This is a genomic window from Marinobacter sp. H13, assembly GCF_059072335.1.
The window spans coordinates 1,585,953-1,610,099 of the sequence record NZ_JCACRU010000001.1; the positions used below are offsets into that span (position 1 = coordinate 1,585,953).

Here is a 24,147-nt window from a genome sequence, read left to right on the forward strand (position 1 = left end):
CTGACAAAATCTCACTGTTTTCTATACTGAACGGACAACCGGCGATTCTCAGACTGGTATTCGGGAACCCTGGCGCGCGCGCATCGACAAAAACATTGATGTTGAGGTTATCAAGGGAGAGCGGAGTCCATGAACCAGAGCACTGCCCAGAAAACCCGTGACAACGGGCAAGAATCCAAAAGCCATGTTCTGACCCTGCCACTGGAAAATACCCACGTGGACCGGTCACCGCACACTTACGAGCGCTGGCTGATCGCCAAGCTCATGCGGATGGCGGGATCACCGCCGCTGCGCTTCCGGCTCTGGAACGGCGATGTGATCGAACCGGAGGGTCAACACGCGCAGTTCACCCTGCATCTGACCGACCCCAAAGCCCTTTACGCGCTGGTAACCAATCCCAACCTGGCGTTCGGAGACCTCTACAGCGCCGGTCGCCTGGAGGTGGAAGGTGACCTGCCGGACCTGATGGAAACCCTCTACCGGTCCGTTCACCAGGCGCGTCAGAAGTGGCCGAAATGGCTGGAGGCCCTGTGGCGCAACCACAACCCCCGATCCACCGGCATCCCGGAAGCCAAGGAAAACATTCACCATCACTATGATCTGGGCAACGAGTTCTATCAGCTCTGGCTGGACAGCGCCGAAATGCAGTACACCTGCGCCTACTACGAGACGCCGGATCTGAGCCTTGAACAGGCCCAGCTAGCCAAACTCGAGCACGTTTGCCGCAAACTCCGGTTAAAGCCCGGCATGACGGTGGTCGAGGCCGGCTGCGGCTGGGGTGGCCTGGCCCGCTACATGGCCCGCAATTACGGCGTGAAGGTCCACTCCTACAACATCTCCAGGGAACAACTCGCATTTGCCCGAGAAGAAGCTCGCAAGCAGGAACTCGATCATCTGGTGGAGTATATCGAGGACGATTACCGGAACATCAGGGGGCAATACGACGCCTTCGTATCCATCGGCATGCTCGAACATGTGGGCAAGGAGAATTACGAGGCCCTGTCCGAGTTGATCAAACGCAGCCTCAAGCCTGACGGCATTGCCCTGCTGCATAGCATTGGCCGCAACCGCCCGATGCTGATGAACGCATGGATCGAGAAACGCATCTTCCCGGGTGCCTATCCGCCGAGCATCGGCGAATTCATGCAAATCTGTGAGCACGGCGATTTTTCAGTCCTGGACGTCGAGAACCTGCGCCTGCATTACGCCCAGACCCTGAGTCACTGGATGGAGCGCTTCAACCAGAACGAGGACAAGGTCACTGCCATGTACGACGGCCACTTCACCCGGGCCTGGCGCATGTATCTGGCCGGTTCCATCGCCGCCTTCCGGGCAGGTTCTCTGCAGCTGTTCCAGGTGGTCTTCAGCCATGGCGACAATAACCAACTTCCCCGGAACAGACGGGATCTTTACGACTTTCCTGCGGCACCCGAGGAGGCCTGATGGACTACTACGACCTGATCATCGTTGGAGCCGGCCCGGCCGGATCCACCCTGGCCAGCGCCCTCGAAAACAGCGGCAAAAAAGTGCTGATCATTGATAAACAGAATTTCCCCAGGGACAAAACCTGCGCAGGCTGGGTTACGCCTGCCGTGATGGAGACCCTGAGCATTGACCCGGAGGAATACTCCCGCGGGCGAACCCTGCAACCCATCCGGCGGTTTCGCATCGGGATGATGGGCCAGCCGGCCGTGGAGAACGATCACGGCGACGTAGTCAGCTATGGTATTCGCCGGTGTGAATTTGACGACTACCTGCTCAGCCGCGTCAACAATCCGAAACAGCTGGCCACGCCGGTCAAATCCATCGTTCGTAAAGACGGCAACTGGGTCGTCAATGACACCTGGGAAGCGCCTCTTATTGTCGGTGCCGGCGGTCACTTCTGCCCGGTTGCGCGATTGTTGGGGGATGGCCCCGGTGGCCATGAAACCGTTGTGGCGGCCAAAGAGGTTGAATTTGAAATGACACCGGACCAGGCTTCAGCCTGCCTGGCCCGGGGCGATACGCCCGAACTCTGGTTCTGTCGGGACCTGAAGGGCTATGCCTGGGTGTTCCGTAAGGGCAATTTCCTGAATATTGGCCTGGGCCGGGAAGACAACCACAAGCTGACAGGGCATCTGGAAGCGTTTGTCGAGGAAATGAAATCCACCGGCCGGATTCCACAAGACCTGCCCGGACGCTTCAAGGGCCACGCCTATCTGCTCTACGCCCATGCCGACAGACCCCTGGTGGACGACGGTGTGATGCTGATTGGCGACGCCGCTGGCCTTGCCTACACCCAGAGTGGCGAGGGTATACGGCCGGCGATCGAATCCGCCCTTCTGGCAGCCGATGTGATCGGCGAGGCCACCGACTACTCAGCCTCCTCCCTGCAGAGTTACGGTGATGCCATTGCCGAACGCTTCGGCACTCGCGCCTCCGAGCCAGACCAGGGCTGGCAGGTTCCTGACTGGGTCAAGATGCCTCTGGCCAGCAGCCTGATGCGCTCCCACTGGTTTACCCGCAAGGTGGTTACAGAGAAGTGGTTCCTGCACCAGGAGGTGCCACCGTTGAAAGTTGCTGTCTGAGGCGAAAAGCAAAACCCGGGAGCACCTATCATGATGCTTCCGGGTTTCTTTCAGGGTCAGAACTCAGTTTGCAGTCAGTTCAATTACGTCGATGCTGTACAGCGTCGTGGTGCCGCTCACTTCGTTGCCAACCGCCAGCATTGGCTTACCGCTGGGGCTGTCATCCGCAGAAATGAACGCCAGGCCTTCCGGTCCAAGATCACCGGCCATACCCGCCTCCAGATCCGCCTGGGATACCGAAAAATCTCGATTATTCAGATATTGGACAAACTCCGGATTCTGGGGATTAGTAACGTTGTAAACCATGATGCCGCCAACTCGCTCCAATCCAATAAACGCGAAAGTCTGGCCATTGATTATGCCTACGGCCACCGCCTCCGGCTCAGGGCCCTTGTCGTCCGATCGATTGTCGAAGGAATTTTCGTCATTGTTGCCGTTGAAGTTGTCGGGGATCAGGCTAGCGGTGACTCGTTCGAATTCGCTGCCGCTGTCGAAAACACGCTGGCCTTCAGCGCTCCAGATACTGAATGAGCGTGCCCCATAGCTGTACAGGGTGTCGTATTCGCAGCTGTTTTCCACGTAGAACTTGACGTCGTCCACGTCCACATTGGTGTCACCGTTCAGGTCGCCGAGTTCAGCGGGCAGCTGTGATGGGTCGCAGCCGTTGCTGATGCCCATGGTGGAAGTGGTGTTGAGACGACCCAGGTTTTCGTCTTCCAACAGATTGGTTATGGCCGCCAGCTCACCGGCTGGGTTCAAGGTCAGGTCGCCCATGCGGAATTCTTCGGTCCAGCCATCGTAATCCCGCGAATCGCCCTCGTTGGCGGTGATGTAGTAGGTTTTACCGTTGTAGCCGTAGCTTGCGATGGCGTCGGGCATGTACATGCCTTTCACTGGCCAGTTGCGAATGTTGATACCGCTGTCACGGTTGCTGGCGTCCAGTTCGTTGCCGATGATGCCGTGGTCCTTGAAGCCAAGCGGCACGATGGCCGTGATTTCACCGGCAGCGATGTCCAGTTCGGCCACGGCGTTATTTTCCTGCAGGGCTACCCAGGCTTTGGTGTTGTCGATAGATACGGCTATGTATTCCGGCTCCATGTCCTGGGCCAGTGTGGCGCCTGGGCCGAAGACCCGCAGGCCCGCGGTTACCAGGTCCGCCTGGTCAGCATTGAAACCGGTGAAATCGGCGGTGGTCACGGTGGCAGACGCTACGCCGTTGGACAGATCAATAATGCTGACTGAGCCTTCAGGATCGACGCTATAGTCGTCACTCGGCTCGCCTTCGTTGGCAACCAGCACTTTCATGCCATCCCGCGTGAAGGTCACCATGTCGGGCAGCGCGCCAACCACAACTTCACCAACTTTGTTGAGGTCCGTGCTGTTGTAGAACACAACCTTGCCATTTGCCTGCTTGTTCTCGGCTTCAATGGCTACGGCGACAAGATCACCATAAACCGCGACGCTATTTGCAGCAGCACCCTCAGCTGTGGCGTCAATCGTGCTCAGTTTCACAGGCATCGCTGGATCATTGATATCGAGCACATCGATCGTACTGGCGAGGGCATTCACTACGAATAGTCGCTGATTCGAGGGGTCGTGGGCGACAATCTCGGCAGCACTCTCGTCAAAAACCTCTCCTTCCGCCTGATAGGAGCCCACCACATTCAGCTCAATGAGCGTCTGACTGGTGCCAGGTGCACCGTCTGTGCCGTCGTCGCCGTCACAGCCGGCAAGGCCGAGAACTGTTGCCAGTATGGCGGTACCAAGGAGGGATTTACGCAGTTCCATATTCGCCTCGTCTTTTAAAGTGTGTTGGTTCACGACACACGTTATTGAGGCAAGGTGACATAACTGCGTCAGACAGAAGACAATCTGATGACAAACGCATTGCAGCGACAAAAAAATGGCGACCCCGCAGGGTCGCCATTCATTCAGCGCACTCGGCTCAGTGACCGAGGTAGCTGCGATACATCCACACCGTCTTCTCTTGCTGGGAGATATAGTCGCTCATCAGGGCAACGGTACCCTCGTCGTCCGCTTCACCGGCCAGACTGAGCAGTGTCCGCTGTTTGCCGATCAGCTTGGCAAAACTTTCGACAATGTTGTCCATCGCTTCCTTGCCGTCGGAAACATCTTTTCGCTCCGGCACTTCCGAACGCTCTATGTAGGTACTGTAGGCATGAGCCGGGCGATGGCCGAGCGTCAGAACCCGCTCTGCGATCTCGTCGATCTTGAGTAGCAGATCGTCGTAGAGCTCCTCGAACTTTACATGCAGCTCAAAGAAGTTGTCGCCTTTGATGTTCCAGTGGTAGCCGCGAACATTCATATAAAAGATCTGATAGTTGGACAGCAGATCATTCAGGGAATCAGCAAGCTTTGCCGTTTTCTCGGTATCAAGACCAATGAAATTCTTACCCATAACGCTTCTCCTTCGCGGTTATATAACAGGTTTATATCTGAATATACGCCTGATCGGCGGTCGTCAGGAAGTTTAGTTTGCTAATCTCGATAATAGGAGCGATGCATGACCCTATAGAAGAAGAAATTCAGATAGCTCTAACCTATCAATCATCTCAATACATTTCATTTAACAATCATTCTCACCCGGCGTCTAATGATCACATTAAAGAACGACACCGGAGACAACCATGAGCGCGTTAAAACTATTCGTACACAACCATGGCACGAATGGCGACCAGTCGCTGATAAAGACGGTAACGTTCGCCCTCACCCATTTTACCGTCGCTTTTACCGTGGCTTACCTGCTCACTGGTGACCTGCTCATCGGAAGCCTCATAGCCATGGTGGAACCGGCCATCAACACGGTTGCCTATTTCTTCCACGAAAAGATCTGGGCGCGGCGCCAGCGAAATACAAGGGTTCCAGAGGGAACGCTGAGCGAGGCGAGGCCTCATATCTGTTGATTCCTTTTAAGGGCCGGTTCAGACACCCGGCCCGCAATCGGTGCAACCCTCCTCTGGCGCCGGTCCGATGCTGAGGTTGCGGTTCAGGTCCTTGAGTGCGGTCCTCAGACCTTCTTCGATAACCGGATGATAAAAGGGCATTTCCAGCATCTCGGTGACGGTCAGCCTTCGCTGGGCAGACCATGCGAGCAGGTGGGCAATATGCTCCGCGGCCGGGCCAAACATCTCTGCGCCCATGAACAGGCCGCTTCCATGCTCTCCATAAACTCTGAGTAGGCCCCGGTTCTTGCCGATAACCCGACTGCGGCCCTGATCCTCGAAGGACACCTCTCCAACGGCAAAACAGCCGCGGCAGCGCTCATCAACCTGGTGAATCGTGAGCCCCACCGTCGCAATCTGCGGATCGGTGAAGACCACGGCCAACGGCGTGCGGCGAAGCCCGGTTCGCACATCCGGGTATGACCCGGCGTTATCGCCCGCGATCCGGCCCTCGTCGGCTGCCTCATGCAACAGCGGCAGACTGTTATTGGCATCGCCTGCGATAAATATGTGGCTCTGGCCACAGCGCAGGGTATGGGGATCAAACAGGGGCGTTCCCTTTTTATCCAGCTCAATACCAGCGTTCTGGATATCCAGCCCGTCGACGTTGGGACGACGCCCGGTAGCCGCCAGCAGGTAATCGAAGGTTTCCGTCTTTGCATCGGCGTTGCCATTCTCAAAGGTAATGGCAACGCCCTCTTCAACACGTTCAACCTTCTTTACGTTCGAATCCGGATCCAGAGGAAATTCTTCGTTAAACGTTTTCAGCGCGTAATTCCGGATGGTTTCATCCTGGATAGGACCAACCGAACCGCCAACCCCGAACATACGGACACGCACACCCAGCCTGCTCAGGGCCTGGCCCAACTCCAGACCAATCACCCCCGGGCCAAAGACTGCCACCGAATCGGGAAGATCCTGCCATTCGAAGATATCGTCGTTTACAACCAGCCGATCCTTGGCATCTTTCAGGAACCCGGGAACATTGGGTCGGGAGCCAGTGGCGATGATGATACGCCCCGCCTCAACCTCGACATTGCCGTCGACGACCAGACGATTCGGGCTGGCAAACCGGGCGTGGCCTTCCATTCGATGCGCATCCGGAAACTTCTCGACCGAATCAATCACCGAAGCAACAAAGCGGTCCCGTTCGCTTCGCACCCTTTCCATCACCCGCTTTCCGTCGATCCTGATATCCCCGGCAGACACGCCGAAAAGCTCACCAAGCTGCATCTGATGAGCGTTATCAGCGGCCGCGATCAACAACTTGCTCGGCATACACCCGACTCTGGCGCAGGTGGTTCCATAATGGCCGCCTTCGATCAGCACAACCTTGTCGGTTAGTTTGCGCACGCGCTGGTAAGCCACCATACCGGCGGTTCCAGCTCCGATAATGGCAACGTCTACGGTTCGCTTTTCCATACAAGGGTCTCCTGACAGGCATTCCCGGAATCGGGAACAGGGAAGATTGGGACGGCTGTGCCCCCAGTATAGAAGCCGTGACAAGTTTCACCCACACGATGAAAAACGCACCGATTCCGCCTATGCTGTCAGACTTTTCAGGCAACGGACGTCTCAACGGAGGAATTGGGAAGATGCAGAGTTACTGGCCGGAATTTCTGACGGTAGCCTTTGTCCACCTGCTGGCAGTGGCCAGTCCCGGGCCGGACTTTGCCGTGATGCTCAGACAGGCTCTGTGCCAGACCCGACGAAACGCGCTGCTAAGCGCCATTGGTATCGGCGGGGGCATTCTGGTGCATGTCTGTTATTCACTGCTGGGCATTGGCCTGCTGATCCAGCAATCGATCATGCTCTTCAATGTTCTCAAGGTGCTGGGGGCACTTTACCTTGCCTGGATTGCCGTCCAGTGCCTGCAGGCAAGGGCCGGCGGCATTCATGTGGAACAGGATCCGACGGGTGGACAGTCCGGTATTGCAGCCCTGCGATTGGGCTTTCTGACCAACGCGTTGAACCCCAAGGCAACGCTGTTCTTTGTGTCCCTTTTCTCTGTTGTGATCAGCCCAGGCACACCCATTGTGCTCCAGGCCGGCTATGGCATTTACATGGCCCTGGCCACGGCACTCTGGTTCGCCATGGTTGCCATTTTCTTTACCCTGCCCCGTGTCCGCCGCGGGTTTAACCGGTTCGGGCACTGGCTCGACCGGCTGATGGGCGGCGTTCTCCTGTTGCTCGCCGGACAGCTACTGCTGTCTACAGTGAGCGGATCAGAGCCTCCGTCTGCGCCCATCCCAGACACGGATCGGTGATCGAACAGCCGTAGCGCAGATCTTCGCCGTCGTCCTGACGCCCCGGCTCCAGAAAGCTTTCCAGCATCAGACCCCGGATATGGTGGTTGCCGGCGCGGCGCTGCGCCATCACGTCCTGGGCAATATCCAGCTGTCGCTCTGACTCCTTGCAGGCGTTGTCGTGACTGCAGTCCACCATGACGGCTGTGGACAATCCTGCCTCTGCCAGGGCGCCCACAGCCTGCTCAATGCTGGACGCATCGTAATTGGTGATACCGCGGCCACCGCGCAACACCAGATGGGTGTCGGGATTGCCCCGAGTAGTAATCATGACCGGCGCGCCTGTTGCCGAAACCCCAAGATGATGATGGGGATGGGAAGCCGATTTCATGGCATTGGTGGCGACGGCGACACCACCATCGGTGCCATTCTTGAAGCCGGTCGGCATGGGTAGCCCACTGACCATCTCCCGATGCACCTGCGACTCGGTAGTTCGGGCACCAATAGCCGTCCAGCTCACCAGATCGCCCAAGTAATCCATTGCGAACGGGCTCAGGGCTTCGGTGGCCAGCGGCAGCCCCATGGCCGCCAGGTTCAGCAACAAGCGACGGGAACGAAGCAGCCCCTCATTCAGATCGCCTGATCCGGTGCGCTCCGGATCGTACAACAGCCCTTTCCAACCCACCGTGGTCCGAGGCTTTTCCAGGTAGGCCCGCATAACGATAAGGAAGCGATCACTGACTTCATCCGCCAGGGCTTTCAGCTTTTCCCCGTATTCGAGTGCGGCCACCTCATCGTGGATGGAGCAGGGCCCCATGACGATCAACGTTCTCGTGTCGCTGCCCTGCAGAATCTGCCGGATTGCCTGCCGGTGTTCATCGACCTGCCGGACAATGTCGTCGCTGGCCGGCATCTGAAGTTTGAGCTCCGCCGGCGTTGGCAGAACCACTTCTTCCCGGTGGGTGGCCGGTGATCCGACTACCTGGTGTGTCAGTTCAGTGTTCAAGGACATATTCATGTCAGTGCTTCCGTTTCCCTGCGTCAGAATCAAAAAAGCCCCGGCTGGTGGGCTACCAGTCGGGGCTTTTCGAGTCCGGTGGCAGCCTGGGTTTTCTGCCGGGCTGCCTTCCTCGTTATTCGTTCGATGAAGATCCTATGGGCGGCCCCGGCTCTGGCTAAAATAAAAGCCATAACCAAACCACCAGAAAAACACAGCAGCGACCGCAGCCGCCGGCTTGGCGCCGAAAGCTTGCAAAACATTCAATTGACAGGTCGCGTGTGTCGTCTTCATGCTTTTCAATATATACCCCCGGTTTTCACCTTGGCAACCCGCATGCCGGAGTTTTTTTCACCACCGACATCAGGGTTGGGAGCAATCAATGGTCTATTTTGTCCGACGATATCCTCTGCAGCTGGCCCTGGCGTTCTTGCTCGGGCTGATCTCCAACCAGGTTCTTGCCCAGGCCGAGTCCCGCACCTACCAGCTCAACAACAGGCCGGGCGACGATGTGGCGGTGCAGATCCGCGAGCTCTATCAGGGCTCGCCGGTAACCGTGACTGCAAGGGGGCAACAACTGGTGGTGCGCGGCGAACCGCCCTTGCTGGAGGAAATCGGTCGGCTTGTCGAAACCCTGGATGTAGCGCCAGTCCAGGTTCGGATCACCGTTCGCTCCAGAACCGACAGCGGCGGCAAGCGCTCAGGTGCCGGCATCTCCGCGTCGAACGGTCAGGCAGGAATATCCGCAGAGCGTCGCGTTACCAGTACCGGCAGCGCTCAGGAACGCTCAGTGATCATGCAGGATGGCCAGTCGGCGCACATCACCTCGGGCCAGGTCCGGACAATCCCCGTCGCTGTTCGTGGTGGCCGAAATCCTGCTGCCTTTCTACAGCAGGTCGAAACGCGCAGTGGCTTTCTGGTCAGCCCCCAGGTTATTTCCGATCAGGCGGTCGAACTGAGCATTGTTTCGTTCGAGGAGGAACCGGCAAACCTGGACGGCTACGAAACGGAGGCGGTGGTCACCATCCGGCGTGTGGAGCCGGGACAGTGGGTAACACTGGGAAGCACCGCAACCCACTCAACCCAGGAGCGCAGTGGCATTACCTATCAGGTGAACAGCAGTCGGTCCGAGACCCGGAGTTTTGAAGTGCGGGTCGACGTTCTGCCCTGATATCAGGCGTGGCGCTTGCCCAGCAGGACCTGCTTGGCTTCGTTCAGCTTGGCCGCCAGGTAGTCGTTCCCGCCGCGATCCGGGTGCAGTTTCTGCATAAGCCGGCGGTGGGCCATCACGATGTCCTCCTCGGCACAGCCGGCTTTCACGCCGAGGATATCGCAGGCTTCGCGCTCTGACATCTGGCCGACCAGATCAGCTCCCGGACCAGCGTGATCGTTCCCCTGCGCATGCCCGTCTTCACGCTGTTTCGACCCCATGAACCGGTTGATTTCAGGGGCAAACTTCAACAAGGCGGGGAGTTTGCGCAACAGCGGAATAACGGCCGCCACCGCCGCTGTAAGCACATGGATCCGGCCCGTTAGCACCATAAACACCAGCAGTGCGCCGCCCACGACCAGGATAACTTTCCAGGTGGCCGCCTTCTTCTTTTCGGCGGACAACGCACCCCATTGTTTCAGAATCACAAACACGGCGGCTGCCAACGCGATTCCCAGAATCCACTGCATGGTTGATCCTCACCCTGAATACCGTCGTAATTCTGTCACTGTCGCCTGTTACATTACCAGTGCCCTGCGCGGAAAAGCCCCCGCCAAGAAAACGACCATGATATCTGTCAAATCTGACCAATCCGAAGTCTAGATAGAAATACTTACAACCCGGTGACATTAGCGACCCTGTTTTGTAGGATACTATGCTTCCCAAAATCTGACACAGATCCTCAGGACCCGAATCATGCGCACTGCTTCCCGCTTTCTGATCGTCATTATATTTCTCGGCGTAGTGCTCGGAGGCATCTTCGGCTACAAATTCTACCAGTTTGGCCAGATGCAAGAGCAGATGTCCCAGCCCCAACCGCCGGCGCAGATTTCCGCCGTTGAGGCTCAGAACGAAGCCTGGACACCGGCCATCAAGGCCGTGGGCAGTGTTGAAGCCATTAACGGCATCCGGGTTGCCAATGAGGTACCCGGTGTGATTGAGGCCATCAATTTCGAATCCGGCGACGTGGTCAAACAGGGCGATGTATTGATCCGCATTGACGCCGCCATTGATGAGGCTGCCCTTCGCACTCGCCGTGCCGAGGCGCAACTGGCCGAGCAGGAATTCAAACGGGTATCCGACCTGTTACCCAAGCGCGCAGTGTCGCAGTCCCAATACGATGAAGCCAAGGCCAATTTCGACGCCGCCCGCGCGCGGGTCAATGAAGCCGAGGCCCAGTTGAGCAAGAAAATTATCCGCGCGCCCTTCGATGGCACGCTCGGTATCCGGATGGTCGACCAGGGCGAATACATTGCCACCGGCACCCCAATTGTCGAGATCAACATGCTGGATCCGATTTATGTCGACTATACCCTGTCCGAGAAAAACCTGCCGAACGTAGCAACAGGCTATCCGGTGGTCGCCACCGTCGCAGCTGTTCCGGAGCAGGATTTCGAGGGTTCCGTCAGCGCAATCAACACCTCGGTTAACCCGGAGACCCGGACTGTCCGGGTTCGCGCCACGCTGTCTAACCCGGACAACCTCTTACGCCCTGGCATGTTTGCCACCGTATTGACGCAGCAACCGGAAGACAACGAGGTAGTCACGGTGCCGCGCACCGCCATCTCCTACAACACTTACGGCGACTTTGTGTTTGTCGTTGAAGAGAATGACGACGGGAATCTGGTGGTTAATCGTCGCACGGTAACCACCGGCGAAACCCGCAACACCCGCGTAGCCGTTCTGTCCGGGCTGGAAGCCGGTGAAACCGTTGTAGAGAAGGGGTTGCTGCGCCTGCGCGCAGGTCAGAAAGTTGCCATTCAGGACGAAGAGCAGAAGCAGGGGGCGTCTGAGTAATGCGCTTCACCGACATTTTTATCCACCGTCCCGTGCTGGCGACGGTGGTCAGCCTGCTGATTCTGCTTCTGGGCGCCCGCGCGGCCATGGAAATGGAAATCCGGCAGTACCCTGAGCTTGAAAGCACCACGGTGACCGTGACAACGGCCTACCCCGGTGCCAGCTCCGACCTGATCAAAGGCTTTATTACCACGCCGCTGCAGCAGGCCATTGCCGAGGCGAGTGGCATTGACTATCTCACATCCACAAGCTCGCAGGGCACTTCCACCATTGAAGCCAAAATGGTGCTGAACTATGACGCCAACGCAGCCCTTGCTGAAATCCAGGCGAAGGTGGCGAGCCAGCGCAACGTTCTGCCGGCGGAGGCCCAGGACCCGGTCATCACCTCCACCACCGGTGACTCAACCGCCCTGATGTATATCGCCTTCTACAGTAACGAGCTGGCGGTGCCCGAGATCACCGACTACCTGACCCGCGTTGTCCAGCCCCGACTGCAGGCGCTTTCCGGTGTCGGCAAGGCCGAACTGCTGGGGCGTAAATTTGCCCTTCGGGTTTGGCTGGATCCGGAGCGCCTGGCGGCCGTCGACATGACACCGCAGGAGGTAGTCGCAAAGCTCCGCGCCAACAACTACCAGGCTGCCGTAGGTAACACCAAGGGCACCTACACCGAAATCAGCATGACCAGCGACACCGACGTCGCTGATCCGGATGCGTTCCGCAACCTTGTCGTCAAACAGTCCGAAGGCACCCAGATCCGACTGCAGGACATCGCCCGAGTCGAACTGGGCTCGGAGACCTACGATCAACTGGCTCTTTACAAGGGACAGCCTGCCACTTACGTGGCGATTGAACTGGCCCCCGGAGCCAACCCGCTGACCGTCGCCGGCCTGGTGAAGGGCGAGCTGCCGGACATCGAAAGCCAACTACCTTCGGGCCTGGATGTTCGCCTGGCTTACGACGCCTCAGACTTTATCGAAGATTCCATCAACGAGGTTATCCAGACACTGCTGGAAGCCATGATCATCGTTCTGGTGGTGGTGTTCCTCTGCCTCGGCTCGGTTCGGGCTTCGATTGTTCCGTCGGTTGCGGTGCCGCTGTCACTGATTGGCGGCGCCTTCATCATGTTGATGTTCGGTTTCTCGCTGAACCTGCTTACCCTGCTGTCGATGGTTCTCGCCATCGGTCTCGTTGTGGATGACGCCATTATCATGGTAGAGAACGTTCACCGGCACATTGAGCAGGGAGAATCCCGTTTTGACGCCGCAATCAATGGTGCGCGGGAAATGGCGGTTCCCATCATTGCCATGACCACCACCCTGGTGGCGGTGTACGCCCCGATCGGCTTCATGGGCGGGCTTGTTGGCTCCCTGTTTACGGAGTTCGCCTTCACGCTGGCCGGTACGGTGGTTATTTCCGGCATTGTTGCCCTGACGCTTTCTCCGATGCTGTCGGGCAAGGTTCTGAAACCCCACGGCAACCCGGGTAAATTCGAAAACCTGGTAGAGAAAACGTTCAACGGCCTCGCCGCCACCTACAAGTCGGCCCTGAGCTCGCTGATGCAAACCAAGTCGGTCGTGGTTTTCTTCGCCGTCGTGGTGCTGGGCTCAATCTATTTCATGGTCTCCATGAGCCAGAACGAGCTGGCTCCTACCGAGGACCAGGGCATTCTGTTCTATCAGGGCCTTGGCCCACAGACGTCGACCCTGGATTACCTGCTGGAGCACGGCGATGAAATCCAGGAGCGTATGTCGACGGTTCCGGGCTACAACGAAGACTTCATGATCATCGGGATCACCGGCCCGAATGCCGTATTCGGTGGTTTCAAGATGGCGCCCTGGAGCGAGCGGGAAATCAGCCAGTTTGAGGCCCAGCCCAAACTTGATGCCGAGCTCAAAAACGTCACCGGGCTGCAAACCGCAGTCTTCCCGCGCCCCTCACTGCCGGGCTCCGGCGGCGGTTTGCCGTTCCAGTTCGTAATCACCACCGGCAACAACTATGAACAGCTGGACCAGGTGGCTGACGAACTGCTCGGCAAAGCCATGGGCAGCGGTAACTTCATGTTCCTGCAGAAGTCCATCAACTTTGATCGTCCGATCACGCGTATCAACGTTGATCGGGACCGGGTGGCGGACCTTGGCCTGTCCATGCAGGACGTCGGCCAGAGCCTGTCGAGCATGCTCGGAGGCGGCTACATCAACCGGTTCAGCATGGAGGGCCGTTCCTACCAGGTCATTCCGCAGGTAGATCAGCAGTTCCGGCTGGACGCCCAGGCCCTCAATGAGTACTACATTCGGGCAGACAACGGCGAACTGGTGCCGCTGGGCAGCGTCGTCAGCTTCACCCAGGACGTTGAGCCATCCAACCGGACCCAGTTCAACCAGCAGAACTCGCTGACCCTTCAGGGTGTGGTTATGCCCGGGGTGGCCGCTGGCACTGCCATGGATTTCATGGAGCAGACCGCCGCCGAAGTGTTCCCGCAGGGTTACACCTACGACTACACCGGCCAGACAAGACAGTTGGCCACCCAGGGCAGCGCATTGATGGTGACCTTCTTCCTGTCGCTGCTGGTCATCTACCTGGTTCTGGCAGCCCAGTTCGAAAGCTGGCGGGACCCGTTCATCATCCTGGTTTCGGTACCCATGTCGGTAGCCGGGGCAATGGCGTTCATCGTGCTCGGATTTGCCACCATGAACATCTATACCCAGGTGGGTCTGATCACGCTGATCGGGGTGGTGTCCAAGAACGGTATCCTGATTGTCGAGTTCGCCAACCAGTTGCAGAAGGAGCGTGGGCTTAACAAAGTGGACGCGGTCATCGAGGCTGCCGCCATTCGTCTGCGGCCAATCATCATGACATCACTGGCGCTGATCTTTGCCATGGTGCCTCTGCTGATTGCCATCGGCCCGGGTGCAGAAAGCCGCTTTGCCATCGGCCTGACCATCAGCGCAGGTCTTGGTATCGGCACCCTGTTCACTATCTTTGTCTTACCGGCGTTCTATATCCTGCTGGGCCGTGATCATCACGGCTCAGCCTCCGAGGAATACGGTAACGGCTCCGGACCTGAGGAAAAGTCAGCTCCGGCCCACTGATAAGAAGCAAGGTATCAGGCCCGGCCACGGCAACGTGCGCCGGGCCTTTTTTTGCGTGAGACAATCACGTCTCTACAAGTTCCTCCGCGGACGCAACGCTGCGTCGCAGCAGGTTACGGCGCCATTGGACGGTTTCGCTGGGCAGCTCCCCAAAATGCTCACGGTACATGGCGGCAAATCGGCCAAGGTGGGAAAACCCCTCATCCGCGGCGTACCAGGAGATGTGTGGCACCTCACACTGACAGTCAACCAACCGTTCCCGAACCCGGGTCAATCGAGCCCTCTGATAGAACCGATAAGGCGTAATACCCGTTTCCCGCTTCATCAGGTAGTAGAGATTCCGCTCGCTGACCCCGGCGTAACTTGCCAGTTCCTTGAGGTCGAACTCCCAGGCAGGATCCTGCATGATTTTTTCGACCACTCGCTGCAAACGGCGGTCAAGGTTGCGTTCCGAACACACAGCTGCCTTCCGGGGTGTCCAGGGCGTCGCCAACGTATCGAAAAAGCGGTTCGTCAACTGCCTGGCCTGTTCATCCCCCCGAACAAATGGCAAACGTTCCAGGTAACAGTCAATTATTGCTTCAAGAACGGTAAGACATTGATCAGATGATTGCGCGATCCAGTCACCCAGAGCACCAACATCTGGCCTCAGGATCATAACCTTTGTTCCAGGTGCCAGACGAAGTTCGAACCTGTCTTGTGGAACAAGTACAAGCAGTCGGTCCAGAGGCCTCCCCGAATGGCGATTTCCGGCACCCCTTCTCGGGGTAATAACAGGACAGATTCGGTTGAACGAAAACCCGACACGTCTATCCCTTTGCTGGCTTTGAGCGAAATAACCCGACCGCGCGCACTATCAAGAGCAGAGAGAGAACCAATACTGCCGTCGCCCGAATGCGGGCGGCATTTTATATCGTCGCAGCCAGACAGCACACGGAGAGCGGTGATCCACTCCTCAAATGAGGCGTTATTCAGCCTCAAATACGCGTCCAGATCCGGTTTTGGAGATGTCTTTCTCATTTGAGCCCTGAAACAAAATATTGGGCTACTTCTATAGGAGGCAACACTTTCCCACTAGCCATATCTTGCAAAACCCTGTGAATTTTAGGGTTATTTGCTCTTCTCTTGACTGTGGTCAATCAGATTGGCGCTCCATACTCTCCAGGGAGCCGGCCGCGCCATCAAATATCCCTGTCCTCTCTGGCATTTCAATTCTCTCAGTTTTGCGTGCTGCTCGGCGTTCTCGATTCCCTCAGCAACCACCTCCAGTTCAAGGGCATCGGCAATTGCCAAAATCGCGGAGACGATGCGTGAATCTCGCGATTCCCCACCCAGTCTTTGAGTAAACTGACGATCAATTTTCAGCACCTGAACTGGCAACGTGTGAAGGTAGGCAAGCGAAGAGTAACCTGTGCCAAAATCATCAATGGCGACGACAACCCCCTGCTCACAGAATTCCGCCAGCCTGTCGAGACATTGACGTGAAAGATTCATCAAATGGGTTTCGGTAATCTCGATTTCAGGGCGCCAACCCACTGCTCGAATTCTCTCGAACAGTGGATTCAAGAGGGCTTCAAGACGGGAGTCCGTGATCTGCCGGGCCGAAATATTGAGAGCAAGCCGCAGACCACGGAGAAATGAGGCGGGGAATTCGGAGAGATCCGATTCGATGCAACGGACCAAATGCTCCGTTAGCTCGTGGATATGGCCTCGTTGTTCGGCGATCGGCACAAAATCAGCGGGTGACACGGCACCGAATTCGGGGTGGGTCCAGCGTAGAAGTGCCTCCAGCCCGGCCATCTTGCCGGTATCGAGGTGGTACTGTGGCTGGTAAACAACCGTGAACTCCTCCGGTGCCGTTTTCAGTGAAACAATTAACGCCTCGGATAGCAGCTCGGCCTGCCGACCCTGTTCGGTGTCGACCGCATCGTAAATCCGGAAACAGGCCCGCCCCGCAAGCTTTGCTGCGTACATGGCCCGATCCGCGTTCTGCAGAAGCTCGGATGCCTGACTGCCATGGTCCGGATAGACGGCGGCGCCAACAGATGACGACAAAAAATACTCGCGATGATCGACAATCACTGGCGCCCTGAAGCTCTGAACCATCCGCTGACACACGCTCTCAAGGTCATCATCATTCCGCAGCTCGATGATAGCGGCGAATTCGTCACCCGACAGGCGGGCCACGACATCCCCGCGGCGAAGCACACTCTGGATACATAGAGCTGCCTGCTGCAAAACCCGGTCACCACAATCATGTCCATGCAAATCGTTTACGGACTTGAAGAAATCCAGGTCGATATAGAGCACCGCAAACGCCTGACCGTCCTTTGCCCTCTGTGAAACACGTGCCTTGAGGAACTCCTGAAACAGCGCGCGATTGGGCAGCTCGGTCAACGGGTCGTAATAGGCCAGCGAGGCGAGGCGCTCATCGTCAGCCGTCATATCACCGACATCCATGAAAACGCCGGCGTAAAACCGATGGTTTTCGTGCTCAACCGGATAGATCATCAACCACTGTGGATAGGTCTCGCCGTTCTTGCGCCGATTCCAGACCAGTCCCTCCCAGCGCCCCTTATGACCAATGGCCCTCCACATGGATTGATAGAACTCGCGGGAGTGAAATCCCGAGCTGAGCACAGAAGGGGGTTGGCCAAGCACCTCGTCCGACCGGTAGCCGGTGACTGAACGGAATTTCTCGTTCACGTAAAGAATTCTTGGCTCCCTGGTTGCCAGCATGATGGCTTTTGGGTGGTTGTCGACGAGAGCCCTGAAATCTTGTTGTTGTAATGCCTGCATGCACTGCTCACTCCTTTTTAGCAGCCCCTGAATCATGTCCGATCAGTTCCACCCACCAGCATAAGCAGTATCTGTCGCCAACCTAGCCACATATTGCAAAAGACGAGAAACCACCAGGGGAAACAGCAAATAGATGAACATATTTTCATTTATTGCAATAACCGGATATTCAGGACAAAAGAACGGGTTGATAGTAGGCCAACAACGAGAAAAACACTGACCCGTGCAAGGAAACGCCATGCGAGTCAACGAACCGGTCACTCAGAAAGAAAAGGTTTACCCGGACCACTACCACCTGATCACCACCACCGACCTTCGCGGCAAGATCACCGCCGCAAACGAAGAGTTTGCCGAAGTCGCTGGCTATACAATTGACGAACTGGTCGGCCAGCCCCACAACCTGATACGGCATCCGGACATGCCGCCGGGGGCATTCGAAAATCTCTGGCAAACCATTAAATCCGGCGAATCCTGGCGGGGTATGGTGAAGAACCGCTGCAAGAACGGCGATCATTACTGGGTGGACGCTTTTGTTACGCCAATTCGCAAAGACGGCGAGATTGTTGAGTTCCAGTCTGTTCGCACACGCCCCCGACCAGATCAGGTTGCCAGGGCGGAGAAACTCTATTCGGTCTGGAAACAAGGCAAAGTCCCCCGCAGATACCTTGCAGTCAGTCCGCCCCTGGCATTGAAACTGGGCTGCCTGTATGGACTGCTGGCGGTTGCCCTGCTCTGGTTCGGCCTTTCAGAGCTCGCCCTGTCCCATCTAGTGACATTGCAAGGGCTGCTGCTGGCAGTATTCGCGGTACTGGTCTGGCTTACCCTTCCTGTGATGCGCAGCGCCAGATCGGCCTGTACCGAGACCCACCCGGCCATGCCCTGGATCTATACCGGGCGCAGGGATGAAGGTGCCTGGATCGAATTTGATCGCCAGAAACGGGATGCCGTTCTTCGGGCCGTTTCCGCCCGCATGCACGCCAATGTGGGCAAGCTCCACGGCCGGAAACAGCGGACCGTCGAGTGGGTCGCAAACTCTGTGGCCAGCATCCGCAGCCAGCAGGGCGATATCCAGGACATAACCCGTGCTTTTGAGGAGCTGGCGGAAAGCGTGCGGCGGGTCAGCGAACTGACCGCACGGACCCACGACGCAACGGACGACGCGCGCCAGTCAGCCAACCAGTGTCGCGGGCAGATGACATCCATGAATCAGTCGCTGTCCGAGCTTGGCGGGCAGCTCTCTGTGGCCAATGACCGCATGCAGGCGCTGTCCGAAAAAAGCGATGCCATTGGCATGGTTCTGGATGTGATCTCCGACATCGCCGAGCAGACCAATTTGCTGGCTCTCAATGCCGCCATCGAAGCGGCGCGAGCCGGCGAATCAGGTCGCGGCTTCGCCGTGGTTGCCGATGAGGTTCGGGGACTGGCCCAGCGAACCCACGAATCCACCCGCAAGATCGATGAGATGATTGCTGCCCTGCAAAGCGAAACCCGTGAGGTGGTCGAGGTGATCAACAACGGCACCCACTGCTGTCAGCAAACGGCAGGCATCGCCAATGAGGCCAGCGAGACGCTGGAAGCGACCCTCAGAGATGTGGATCTCATTACTTCCTGCACCCATGAGGTAGCCGGCGCTACCGAACAACAGGCGGCCTTGAGCGTTCAGGTGGAACGTCAGGCAGCACGACTCCTGGAACTCGGTAACCGCTCTGTCGAGAGCAGCGAAAACGCCCGGGAAGAGTCGGAACACCTCGGCAATAACGTGGATCAGGCCCAGTTGCTGACCAGCCATTTCCTGCAGATGCTGTGTGACCGACTGTTGCCGGCGCCGGAATCCGGGAAGCGTCAGCGATTCCCCGAGCCGACGCAATAGGGTAGGCTGGCGATCATCCCTTTGAGCAACCGTGGAAGATCGCTGAGACCGTGACTCTTGGAACCCTGTTCTGGCTATTCGTGGCCGGATTCGCTGTCTGGTACTGGTGGCGCGCCAAAGCCATCAAGGATTTCGTGCTCCAGGCAGCGCGTCGCTATTGCAAAAGCATGGACGTGATGCTGCTGGATGATGCGGTATTCCTCCGTGGTCTATGGTTCAAACGCGACGATCAGGGGCGGATCCGAGTCTGGCGCCGCTTCCTGTTCGATTTCACATCCACCGGTGAGGAGCGCTACACCGGCCGTATCATCATGCTGGGCCAGCGCATCCAGCATATGGAGCTGGAACCCCACCGGTTTTCCTGAATACGCAGCCTTCCTGTCCTCACCCATTTGGGCGATTCCTGATCGCTCCTGACATACCAATAATCGACAACGCATCGACGACCGTCGGCTGCCTGATGCAGCCGTCAACAAAAACAACAGGAGTCACACATGCGTATTCGATTTACCACAGCAGTTGTGCTGGGGCTGGCCTTGCTGTCCGCCTCATTTTCAAGCCACGCCGGCTACACCCAGACCCGCCACCCGATTGTCCTGGTTCACGGCGTCACCGGGTTCAACACCATCGGCGGCCTGGTGAACTACTTCCATACCATTCCCTGGAATCTTGAGCGCAGTGGCGCACAGGTCTATTCCGCCAGCGTGTCCTTCGTCAACAGCAGTGAGCAGCGGGGCCAGCAACTGGCGAACTACGTCAACAGCCTCGGCCATTCCAAAGTCAACCTGATGGCCCACAGCCAGGGCGCGCCTACCTCCCGGGTGACTGCAGCCCTGATTCCTCACCGTATTGCCTCAATCACCTCCATCGACGGCGTTAACAAGGGCTCCAAAGTGGCCGATGTGGTCCGGGGAATCCTTCCGCCGGGTAGCTATGTCGAAGGCGGCGCCAACGCCATCGCCAACGCCCTGGGCGATCTGATCAATGCCTTGTCCGGAGCAGACAACCCTCAGAACGGGCTGGCGGCGCTGGAGACCCTCACCACACCTGGTACAACCAGCCTGAACGATGCCCTTGGCTGGAAAGGCGTGAACCGGAATAGCTGCGCCGGAACCAGCGAGGATGTCTGGATAGACGGCAATCGCATCAAGTTCTTTTCCTGGACCGGCCGGGGCGTGTGGACCAATGCGTTCGACATTACCGACCCGTTCCTGGGTATCACTTCACTGGCCTTTGGCAGCGAGCCCAATGACGGGCTGGTAGGCGTCTGCTCAACCATGATGGGCCGGGTGATCGGCACCCACTACGACATGAACCACGTGGACGCCATCAACCACCTTCTCGGAGCCCGTTCTCTGTGGACCAACCCTGTCACCCTTTACCGCACCCAGGCCAACCGGCTTAAAAACCGCGGTCTGTGAGGTGACCATGAAGCGGACATCCATCGAAGCGCGTCGGTGGCTGTTCCCGGGTGCACTGGCGGCCGTCCTGGTCGCCGGTGCTCTCTGGTATGGCCTTGCCGGAACAGCCCAGACAAACGCCGAAATTTCGGCTTCAATGCCACCATCATCCGCGGCCCCGGCGAAGTCGCCAACGCCAGCATCCGAGCACAGCGCCAAAGCGGTCCCGGAAGAGCCTTCTTCTGGACAGGAGCAATCCCGAACTCCTGATTCCCTCGGGCCGACCCCGTTTGCGGCGTCGCTATCAGGGACACAAATTGACGGCGCCCTGACAGCCGATGACAACGGCGAGCTGGTTATCAATCTCCGGGTGCGTGACTTTTTCGATTACTTCCTCAGCACGGTCGGCGAGGTGACTCCGGAAACAGCCATTCAACAGATCGAAACCATGGCCAGGAACCACTTGCCTGAGCCCGCTTCCACCCAGGCGCTGGCGCTCCTCGATGAGTATCTCGCCTATAAGCAGGCGTCACTGCAAGTCCTGCAAACCCGACTCGACCCAGCCCGAACGGAGGATCCGGGCTATCAGCTGACGGCGCTGGGCGATGCCCTGGCACAGCTGAAAGAACTGCGCGCCAGCACCTTCAGCCCTGATGCCCACCGGGCTTTCTTCGGGCTTGAGGAGGCTTACAGCGAATACACACTGGCGACACTGGCCATTCAGCAGCGCACAGACCTGAGCGAACAGGGCAAACAGGCACTCGTACAGTGGCACCGCAATCAGTTGCCCGAGGAATTGAGGACAACCGAAAAACACCTTCACGCGAGCAGCCGACAACAACAGGCCCGGACAGCAGCCATTGAATCTGCCTCGTCTCCGGAAGCCGCCGGCAGGCAACTGGAAGAGCTTGGCGTGGGTCCGGACGGTGTCGAGAGCGTCGTAAAGTATCTCAAGCAGCGTAAGCGCTTCGACCAGCGCTCCGATGCGTTCCGGGAGGCGATGGAACGGGAGGAATCCTCGGGTCTGACCGAGGCCGACATCCAGGAACAGCAAGAAGCTCTGCTGGAACAGCATTTCCCGGATGAGCAGGACAGAACCTGGGCACGGCTGAAGATGCTCGGTAACGGCTGACCGGAATGTGCTCGGGTTCGCGAAGCCAGTCGGCCGGGGCGGATACAATCCAGAAACCTGCCCGACACTGGAAATGGCCATGACAACCGAGCAGATCAGACAACAACAGGCCGCCGGATTTCGGAACCTGCGCTTTGCGCCCGATCTGGAGGAAGCTTACCGGCGAACCCGGTCCGGACTGATCCGACAGCGAGCCCGGCCCGTTTCAGTGGCCGGCCTGTTCCTTTTTTTGATCTACGCGGTTATGGATGCACTGACCCTGCCGCCAGAACTGGCTCAGGTCACGGTCTCCATCCGGCTCGCCGTCACCTGCCCGGTGATTGCATCAGTTGTCTGGCTCGCCTACCGCGCGTCTCCCTCGGACAGGCTCTTCGAGCGCATCTATACCCTGGCCTACCTCGTAGGTGGCCTGAGCGTGGTCGCAATCATTGCCGCCGCGCGACAGGTTGCCTTTCCGCTGCCCTACGAGGGCATGATCCTGATGCTCATGTTCGGATACTTTGCCATGGGGCTGCCGTTCTTAAGCGCGTCCATGGTCTCGCTTGTTCTGATCGTCGGCTACCTTCTGACCGAACTCTGGAGCGGTATGTCCGGCTCCGACATAGCGACCAACCTGTTTTTCCTGACCACGGCCAACCTTATCGGCATGGTTGGCGCGTGGACCAGTGAATACCGCCACCGAGCGCACTTTCTGGACCGCAAGCTGCTGGATCACATGCATCAGGCGGCCCGCGACGAGAGCCGGCGAAAAACGGAACTGATCACCGCAGCCAGCCACGACCTGCGCCAGCCTCTGAACGTGATCGACATAACGCTGGAAAGCCTGTCGCCAAGCAAAGACGGCCCCGCAGCGCACCCGGCCACCCAACAGTTGCGGGACATGATTCGTCATCTCCGGCGCCTGCTGGGCACCGTATTCGACAGCGCACGGCTCAACGAGGGCATGGTGCAAGCCGTTGTCCGACCAACCACACTGGCACCGGTATTCCGGGATCTCAACGATTTGCTGGCGGACTCGCTTGGCAATAACAAGATAGAGGTTCGGATTGACCACCCGGGTAGTGATCTTCAGGTTATGGCGGATCCATCACTGTTGTCGCGGATCCTCCAGAACCTGATATTCAATGCGGTGCAACACAGCAGCGGCACGGCCGTTACCCTGTCAGCAAAAGCCATGGGCTCACATGTGTTGCTGGAGGTCGCGGATGACGGCATCGGCCTGCCACCCGGGCTGGTGGATAACCTGTTCTCACCCTACGTGAGGGGCGCAGGCCCCAGTGAGTATCCGGGTCTGGGACTTGGCCTGACCATTGTTCAGGAATTTGTTGCGCTGATGCGGGGAGAGTGCGGCGCCGAGTCGAGGTCTGGCGGGGGGTCTGTGTTCTGGGTCCGGCTTCCCGCGGCCGTCACAACCACCCACGAGCCCGCGCCAGATTCACGCATTCTGTCCGGTTGTGAACACCAAGCTGGGTAAAAATCGCCTTGAGATGGGTTTTCACCGTGTGCTCCGTCAAATTCAGGCTCTGGCAAATCCGTTTATTGGGAAAGCCCTGGGCCAACAACAGGAGCACGTCCATTTGCCTCGGGGTCAACGACAGCCCCGGTGCCACAGGATCGTTACCGCCAGGGAAATACCTCTCACCGCGGCTTACAGAGCGGACCATGCTCACCAGCGCCGACCGCCCGGCAGATTTCGCCAGAAAGCCACTGGCACCGGCTGCCTGCGCAGCTCTTACCGTAGCTTCGTCTTCACTGCTGGAAATGATCACCACCGGAGGTGGCTCCCTGTGGCTTGCCAGCCTGGGTAACAACGCCAATCCTGTTTCGCCCTGCAAAGCGATATCGAGCAGGATCAGCTGAAAATCGTCCTGACGGACCAACAAATCCGAGGCGCCCTCAACGGTGCTGGCGATCACAACGGATTCGGCCAAGCCTTCCTGACGGATCAGGCCCGCCAACCCCTGGGAAAAAAGGGCATGGTCATCGACCAGCAACACCTTCTTCATGGGAACTGGTCGTGCGCCCGCAGCAGGGGCCTGCCCGGCTTTCGATGTTATGGCATCCATGGATGTGCCTC

Annotated in this window: 20 protein-coding genes; 12 read left to right on the top strand and 8 right to left on the bottom strand. The window is 58.0% G+C overall.

Translation table 11 applies throughout. From position 1 onward, the window contains the following. Positions 1-129 precede the first annotated feature (129 nt). A complete protein-coding gene (locus AC5JQH_RS07495) occupies positions 130-1,443 on the top strand; it encodes an SAM-dependent methyltransferase (protein ID WP_053113145.1) in 1,314 nt (437 codons plus the stop codon). After that, the gene (locus AC5JQH_RS07500; protein ID WP_493805442.1) at positions 1,443-2,567 is read left to right on the top strand and encodes an NAD(P)/FAD-dependent oxidoreductase; all 1,125 of its coding nucleotides are present in this window, start codon (positions 1,443-1,445) and stop codon (positions 2,565-2,567) included. Before AC5JQH_RS07495 ends, AC5JQH_RS07500 begins: the two co-directional genes overlap by 1 nt. A 63-nt stretch (positions 2,568-2,630) precedes the next feature. Here AC5JQH_RS07500 and AC5JQH_RS07505 read toward each other — a convergent pair whose 3' ends face one another. Next, entirely contained in the window at positions 2,631-4,355 is a 1,725-nt protein-coding gene (locus tag AC5JQH_RS07505; RefSeq protein WP_421865957.1) for a choice-of-anchor I family protein, read from the bottom strand. 157 nt (positions 4,356-4,512) lie between these two features. Next, positions 4,513-4,986, bottom strand: coding sequence for a Dps family protein (locus AC5JQH_RS07510; protein WP_014578457.1), 474 nt, complete (start codon positions 4,984-4,986; stop codon positions 4,513-4,515). 229 nt (positions 4,987-5,215) lie between these two features. On the opposite strand from AC5JQH_RS07510, the gene AC5JQH_RS07515 reads away from it, so the two are divergent. Next, positions 5,216-5,491 (top strand): DUF2061 domain-containing protein, encoded by a 276-nt coding sequence (locus AC5JQH_RS07515; RefSeq protein WP_202945859.1) that lies wholly within the window; start codon positions 5,216-5,218, stop codon positions 5,489-5,491. An 18-nt stretch (positions 5,492-5,509) separates the two neighbouring features. On the opposite strand, the gene AC5JQH_RS07520 is transcribed toward AC5JQH_RS07515, so the two are convergent. Further along, positions 5,510-6,952 carry a dihydrolipoyl dehydrogenase gene (locus AC5JQH_RS07520; protein ID WP_493805443.1) on the bottom strand — a complete coding sequence of 481 codons (1,443 nt, stop codon included), beginning with the start codon at positions 6,950-6,952 and terminating at the stop codon, positions 5,510-5,512. Between the two features lie 173 nt (positions 6,953-7,125). Between AC5JQH_RS07520 and AC5JQH_RS07525 the strand changes: the two genes are divergently transcribed. Further along, positions 7,126-7,797: a LysE family translocator gene (locus tag AC5JQH_RS07525; protein ID WP_405417245.1), complete on the top strand. Its 672-nt coding sequence runs from the start codon at positions 7,126-7,128 to the stop codon at positions 7,795-7,797. Here AC5JQH_RS07525 and AC5JQH_RS07530 read toward each other — a convergent pair. After that, positions 7,742-8,794, bottom strand: coding sequence for a 3-deoxy-7-phosphoheptulonate synthase (locus AC5JQH_RS07530; RefSeq protein ID WP_493791179.1), 1,053 nt, complete (start codon positions 8,792-8,794; stop codon positions 7,742-7,744). The two genes, AC5JQH_RS07525 and AC5JQH_RS07530, sit on opposite strands and share 56 nt — an antisense overlap. Positions 8,795-9,155: 361 nt before the next feature. On the opposite strand from AC5JQH_RS07530, the gene AC5JQH_RS07535 reads away from it, so the two are divergent. Next, entirely contained in the window at positions 9,156-9,944 is a 789-nt protein-coding gene (locus AC5JQH_RS07535; protein ID WP_493805444.1) for a secretin N-terminal domain-containing protein, read from the top strand. A gap of 2 nt (positions 9,945-9,946) precedes the next feature. Here the strand turns inward: AC5JQH_RS07535 and AC5JQH_RS07540 are convergent, their stop codons facing one another. Continuing rightward, complete coding sequence (locus AC5JQH_RS07540; protein WP_008173338.1) at positions 9,947-10,453, bottom strand: J domain-containing protein; 507 nt, start codon at positions 10,451-10,453, stop codon at positions 9,947-9,949. 226 nt (positions 10,454-10,679) lie between these two features. Between AC5JQH_RS07540 and AC5JQH_RS07545 the strand changes: the two genes are divergently transcribed. Both AC5JQH_RS07545 and AC5JQH_RS07550 read left to right on the top strand, forming a co-directional pair. Next, positions 10,680-11,780, top strand: a complete 1,101-nt coding sequence (locus AC5JQH_RS07545; RefSeq protein ID WP_008173339.1) for an efflux RND transporter periplasmic adaptor subunit — start codon at positions 10,680-10,682, stop codon at positions 11,778-11,780. Beyond that, positions 11,780-14,869 carry an efflux RND transporter permease subunit gene (locus AC5JQH_RS07550; RefSeq protein ID WP_014578464.1) on the top strand — a complete coding sequence of 1,030 codons (3,090 nt, stop codon included), beginning with the start codon at positions 11,780-11,782 and terminating at the stop codon, positions 14,867-14,869. The genes AC5JQH_RS07545 and AC5JQH_RS07550 overlap by 1 nt, the downstream gene beginning before the upstream one ends. A gap of 64 nt (positions 14,870-14,933) precedes the next feature. Here AC5JQH_RS07550 and AC5JQH_RS07555 read toward each other — a convergent pair whose 3' ends face one another. Further along, positions 14,934-15,527: an AraC family transcriptional regulator gene (locus AC5JQH_RS07555; RefSeq protein ID WP_227497821.1), complete on the bottom strand. Its 594-nt coding sequence runs from the start codon at positions 15,525-15,527 to the stop codon at positions 14,934-14,936. A 452-nt stretch (positions 15,528-15,979) separates the two neighbouring features. Further along, positions 15,980-17,668 carry a putative bifunctional diguanylate cyclase/phosphodiesterase gene (locus tag AC5JQH_RS07560; protein WP_273083432.1) on the bottom strand — a complete coding sequence of 563 codons (1,689 nt, stop codon included), beginning with the start codon at positions 17,666-17,668 and terminating at the stop codon, positions 15,980-15,982. 238 nt (positions 17,669-17,906) lie between these two features. On the opposite strand from AC5JQH_RS07560, the gene AC5JQH_RS07565 reads away from it, so the two are divergent. The 5 genes from AC5JQH_RS07565 to AC5JQH_RS07585 all read left to right on the top strand — a co-directional run bounded on the left by AC5JQH_RS07565 (position 17,907) and on the right by AC5JQH_RS07585 (position 23,544). Continuing rightward, complete coding sequence (locus AC5JQH_RS07565) at positions 17,907-19,538, top strand: methyl-accepting chemotaxis protein (protein ID WP_273069947.1); 1,632 nt, start codon at positions 17,907-17,909, stop codon at positions 19,536-19,538. Between the two features lie 50 nt (positions 19,539-19,588). Further along, entirely contained in the window at positions 19,589-19,903 is a 315-nt protein-coding gene (locus AC5JQH_RS07570) for a DUF3301 domain-containing protein (protein ID WP_008173344.1), read from the top strand. A gap of 129 nt (positions 19,904-20,032) precedes the next feature. Then, a complete protein-coding gene (locus tag AC5JQH_RS07575) occupies positions 20,033-20,959 on the top strand; it encodes an esterase/lipase family protein (RefSeq protein WP_008173346.1) in 927 nt (308 codons plus the stop codon). A 7-nt stretch (positions 20,960-20,966) separates the two neighbouring features. After that, positions 20,967-22,070 carry a lipase secretion chaperone gene (locus AC5JQH_RS07580; protein ID WP_493805445.1) on the top strand — a complete coding sequence of 368 codons (1,104 nt, stop codon included), beginning with the start codon at positions 20,967-20,969 and terminating at the stop codon, positions 22,068-22,070. A 79-nt stretch (positions 22,071-22,149) separates the two neighbouring features. After that, positions 22,150-23,544, top strand: a complete 1,395-nt coding sequence (locus AC5JQH_RS07585; protein WP_008173352.1) for a sensor histidine kinase — start codon at positions 22,150-22,152, stop codon at positions 23,542-23,544. On the opposite strand, the gene AC5JQH_RS07590 is transcribed toward AC5JQH_RS07585, so the two are convergent. Further along, a complete protein-coding gene (locus AC5JQH_RS07590) occupies positions 23,477-24,136 on the bottom strand; it encodes a response regulator transcription factor (RefSeq protein ID WP_008173353.1) in 660 nt (219 codons plus the stop codon). The genes AC5JQH_RS07585 and AC5JQH_RS07590 overlap by 68 nt on opposite strands. Positions 24,137-24,147: the final 11 nt, after the last annotated feature.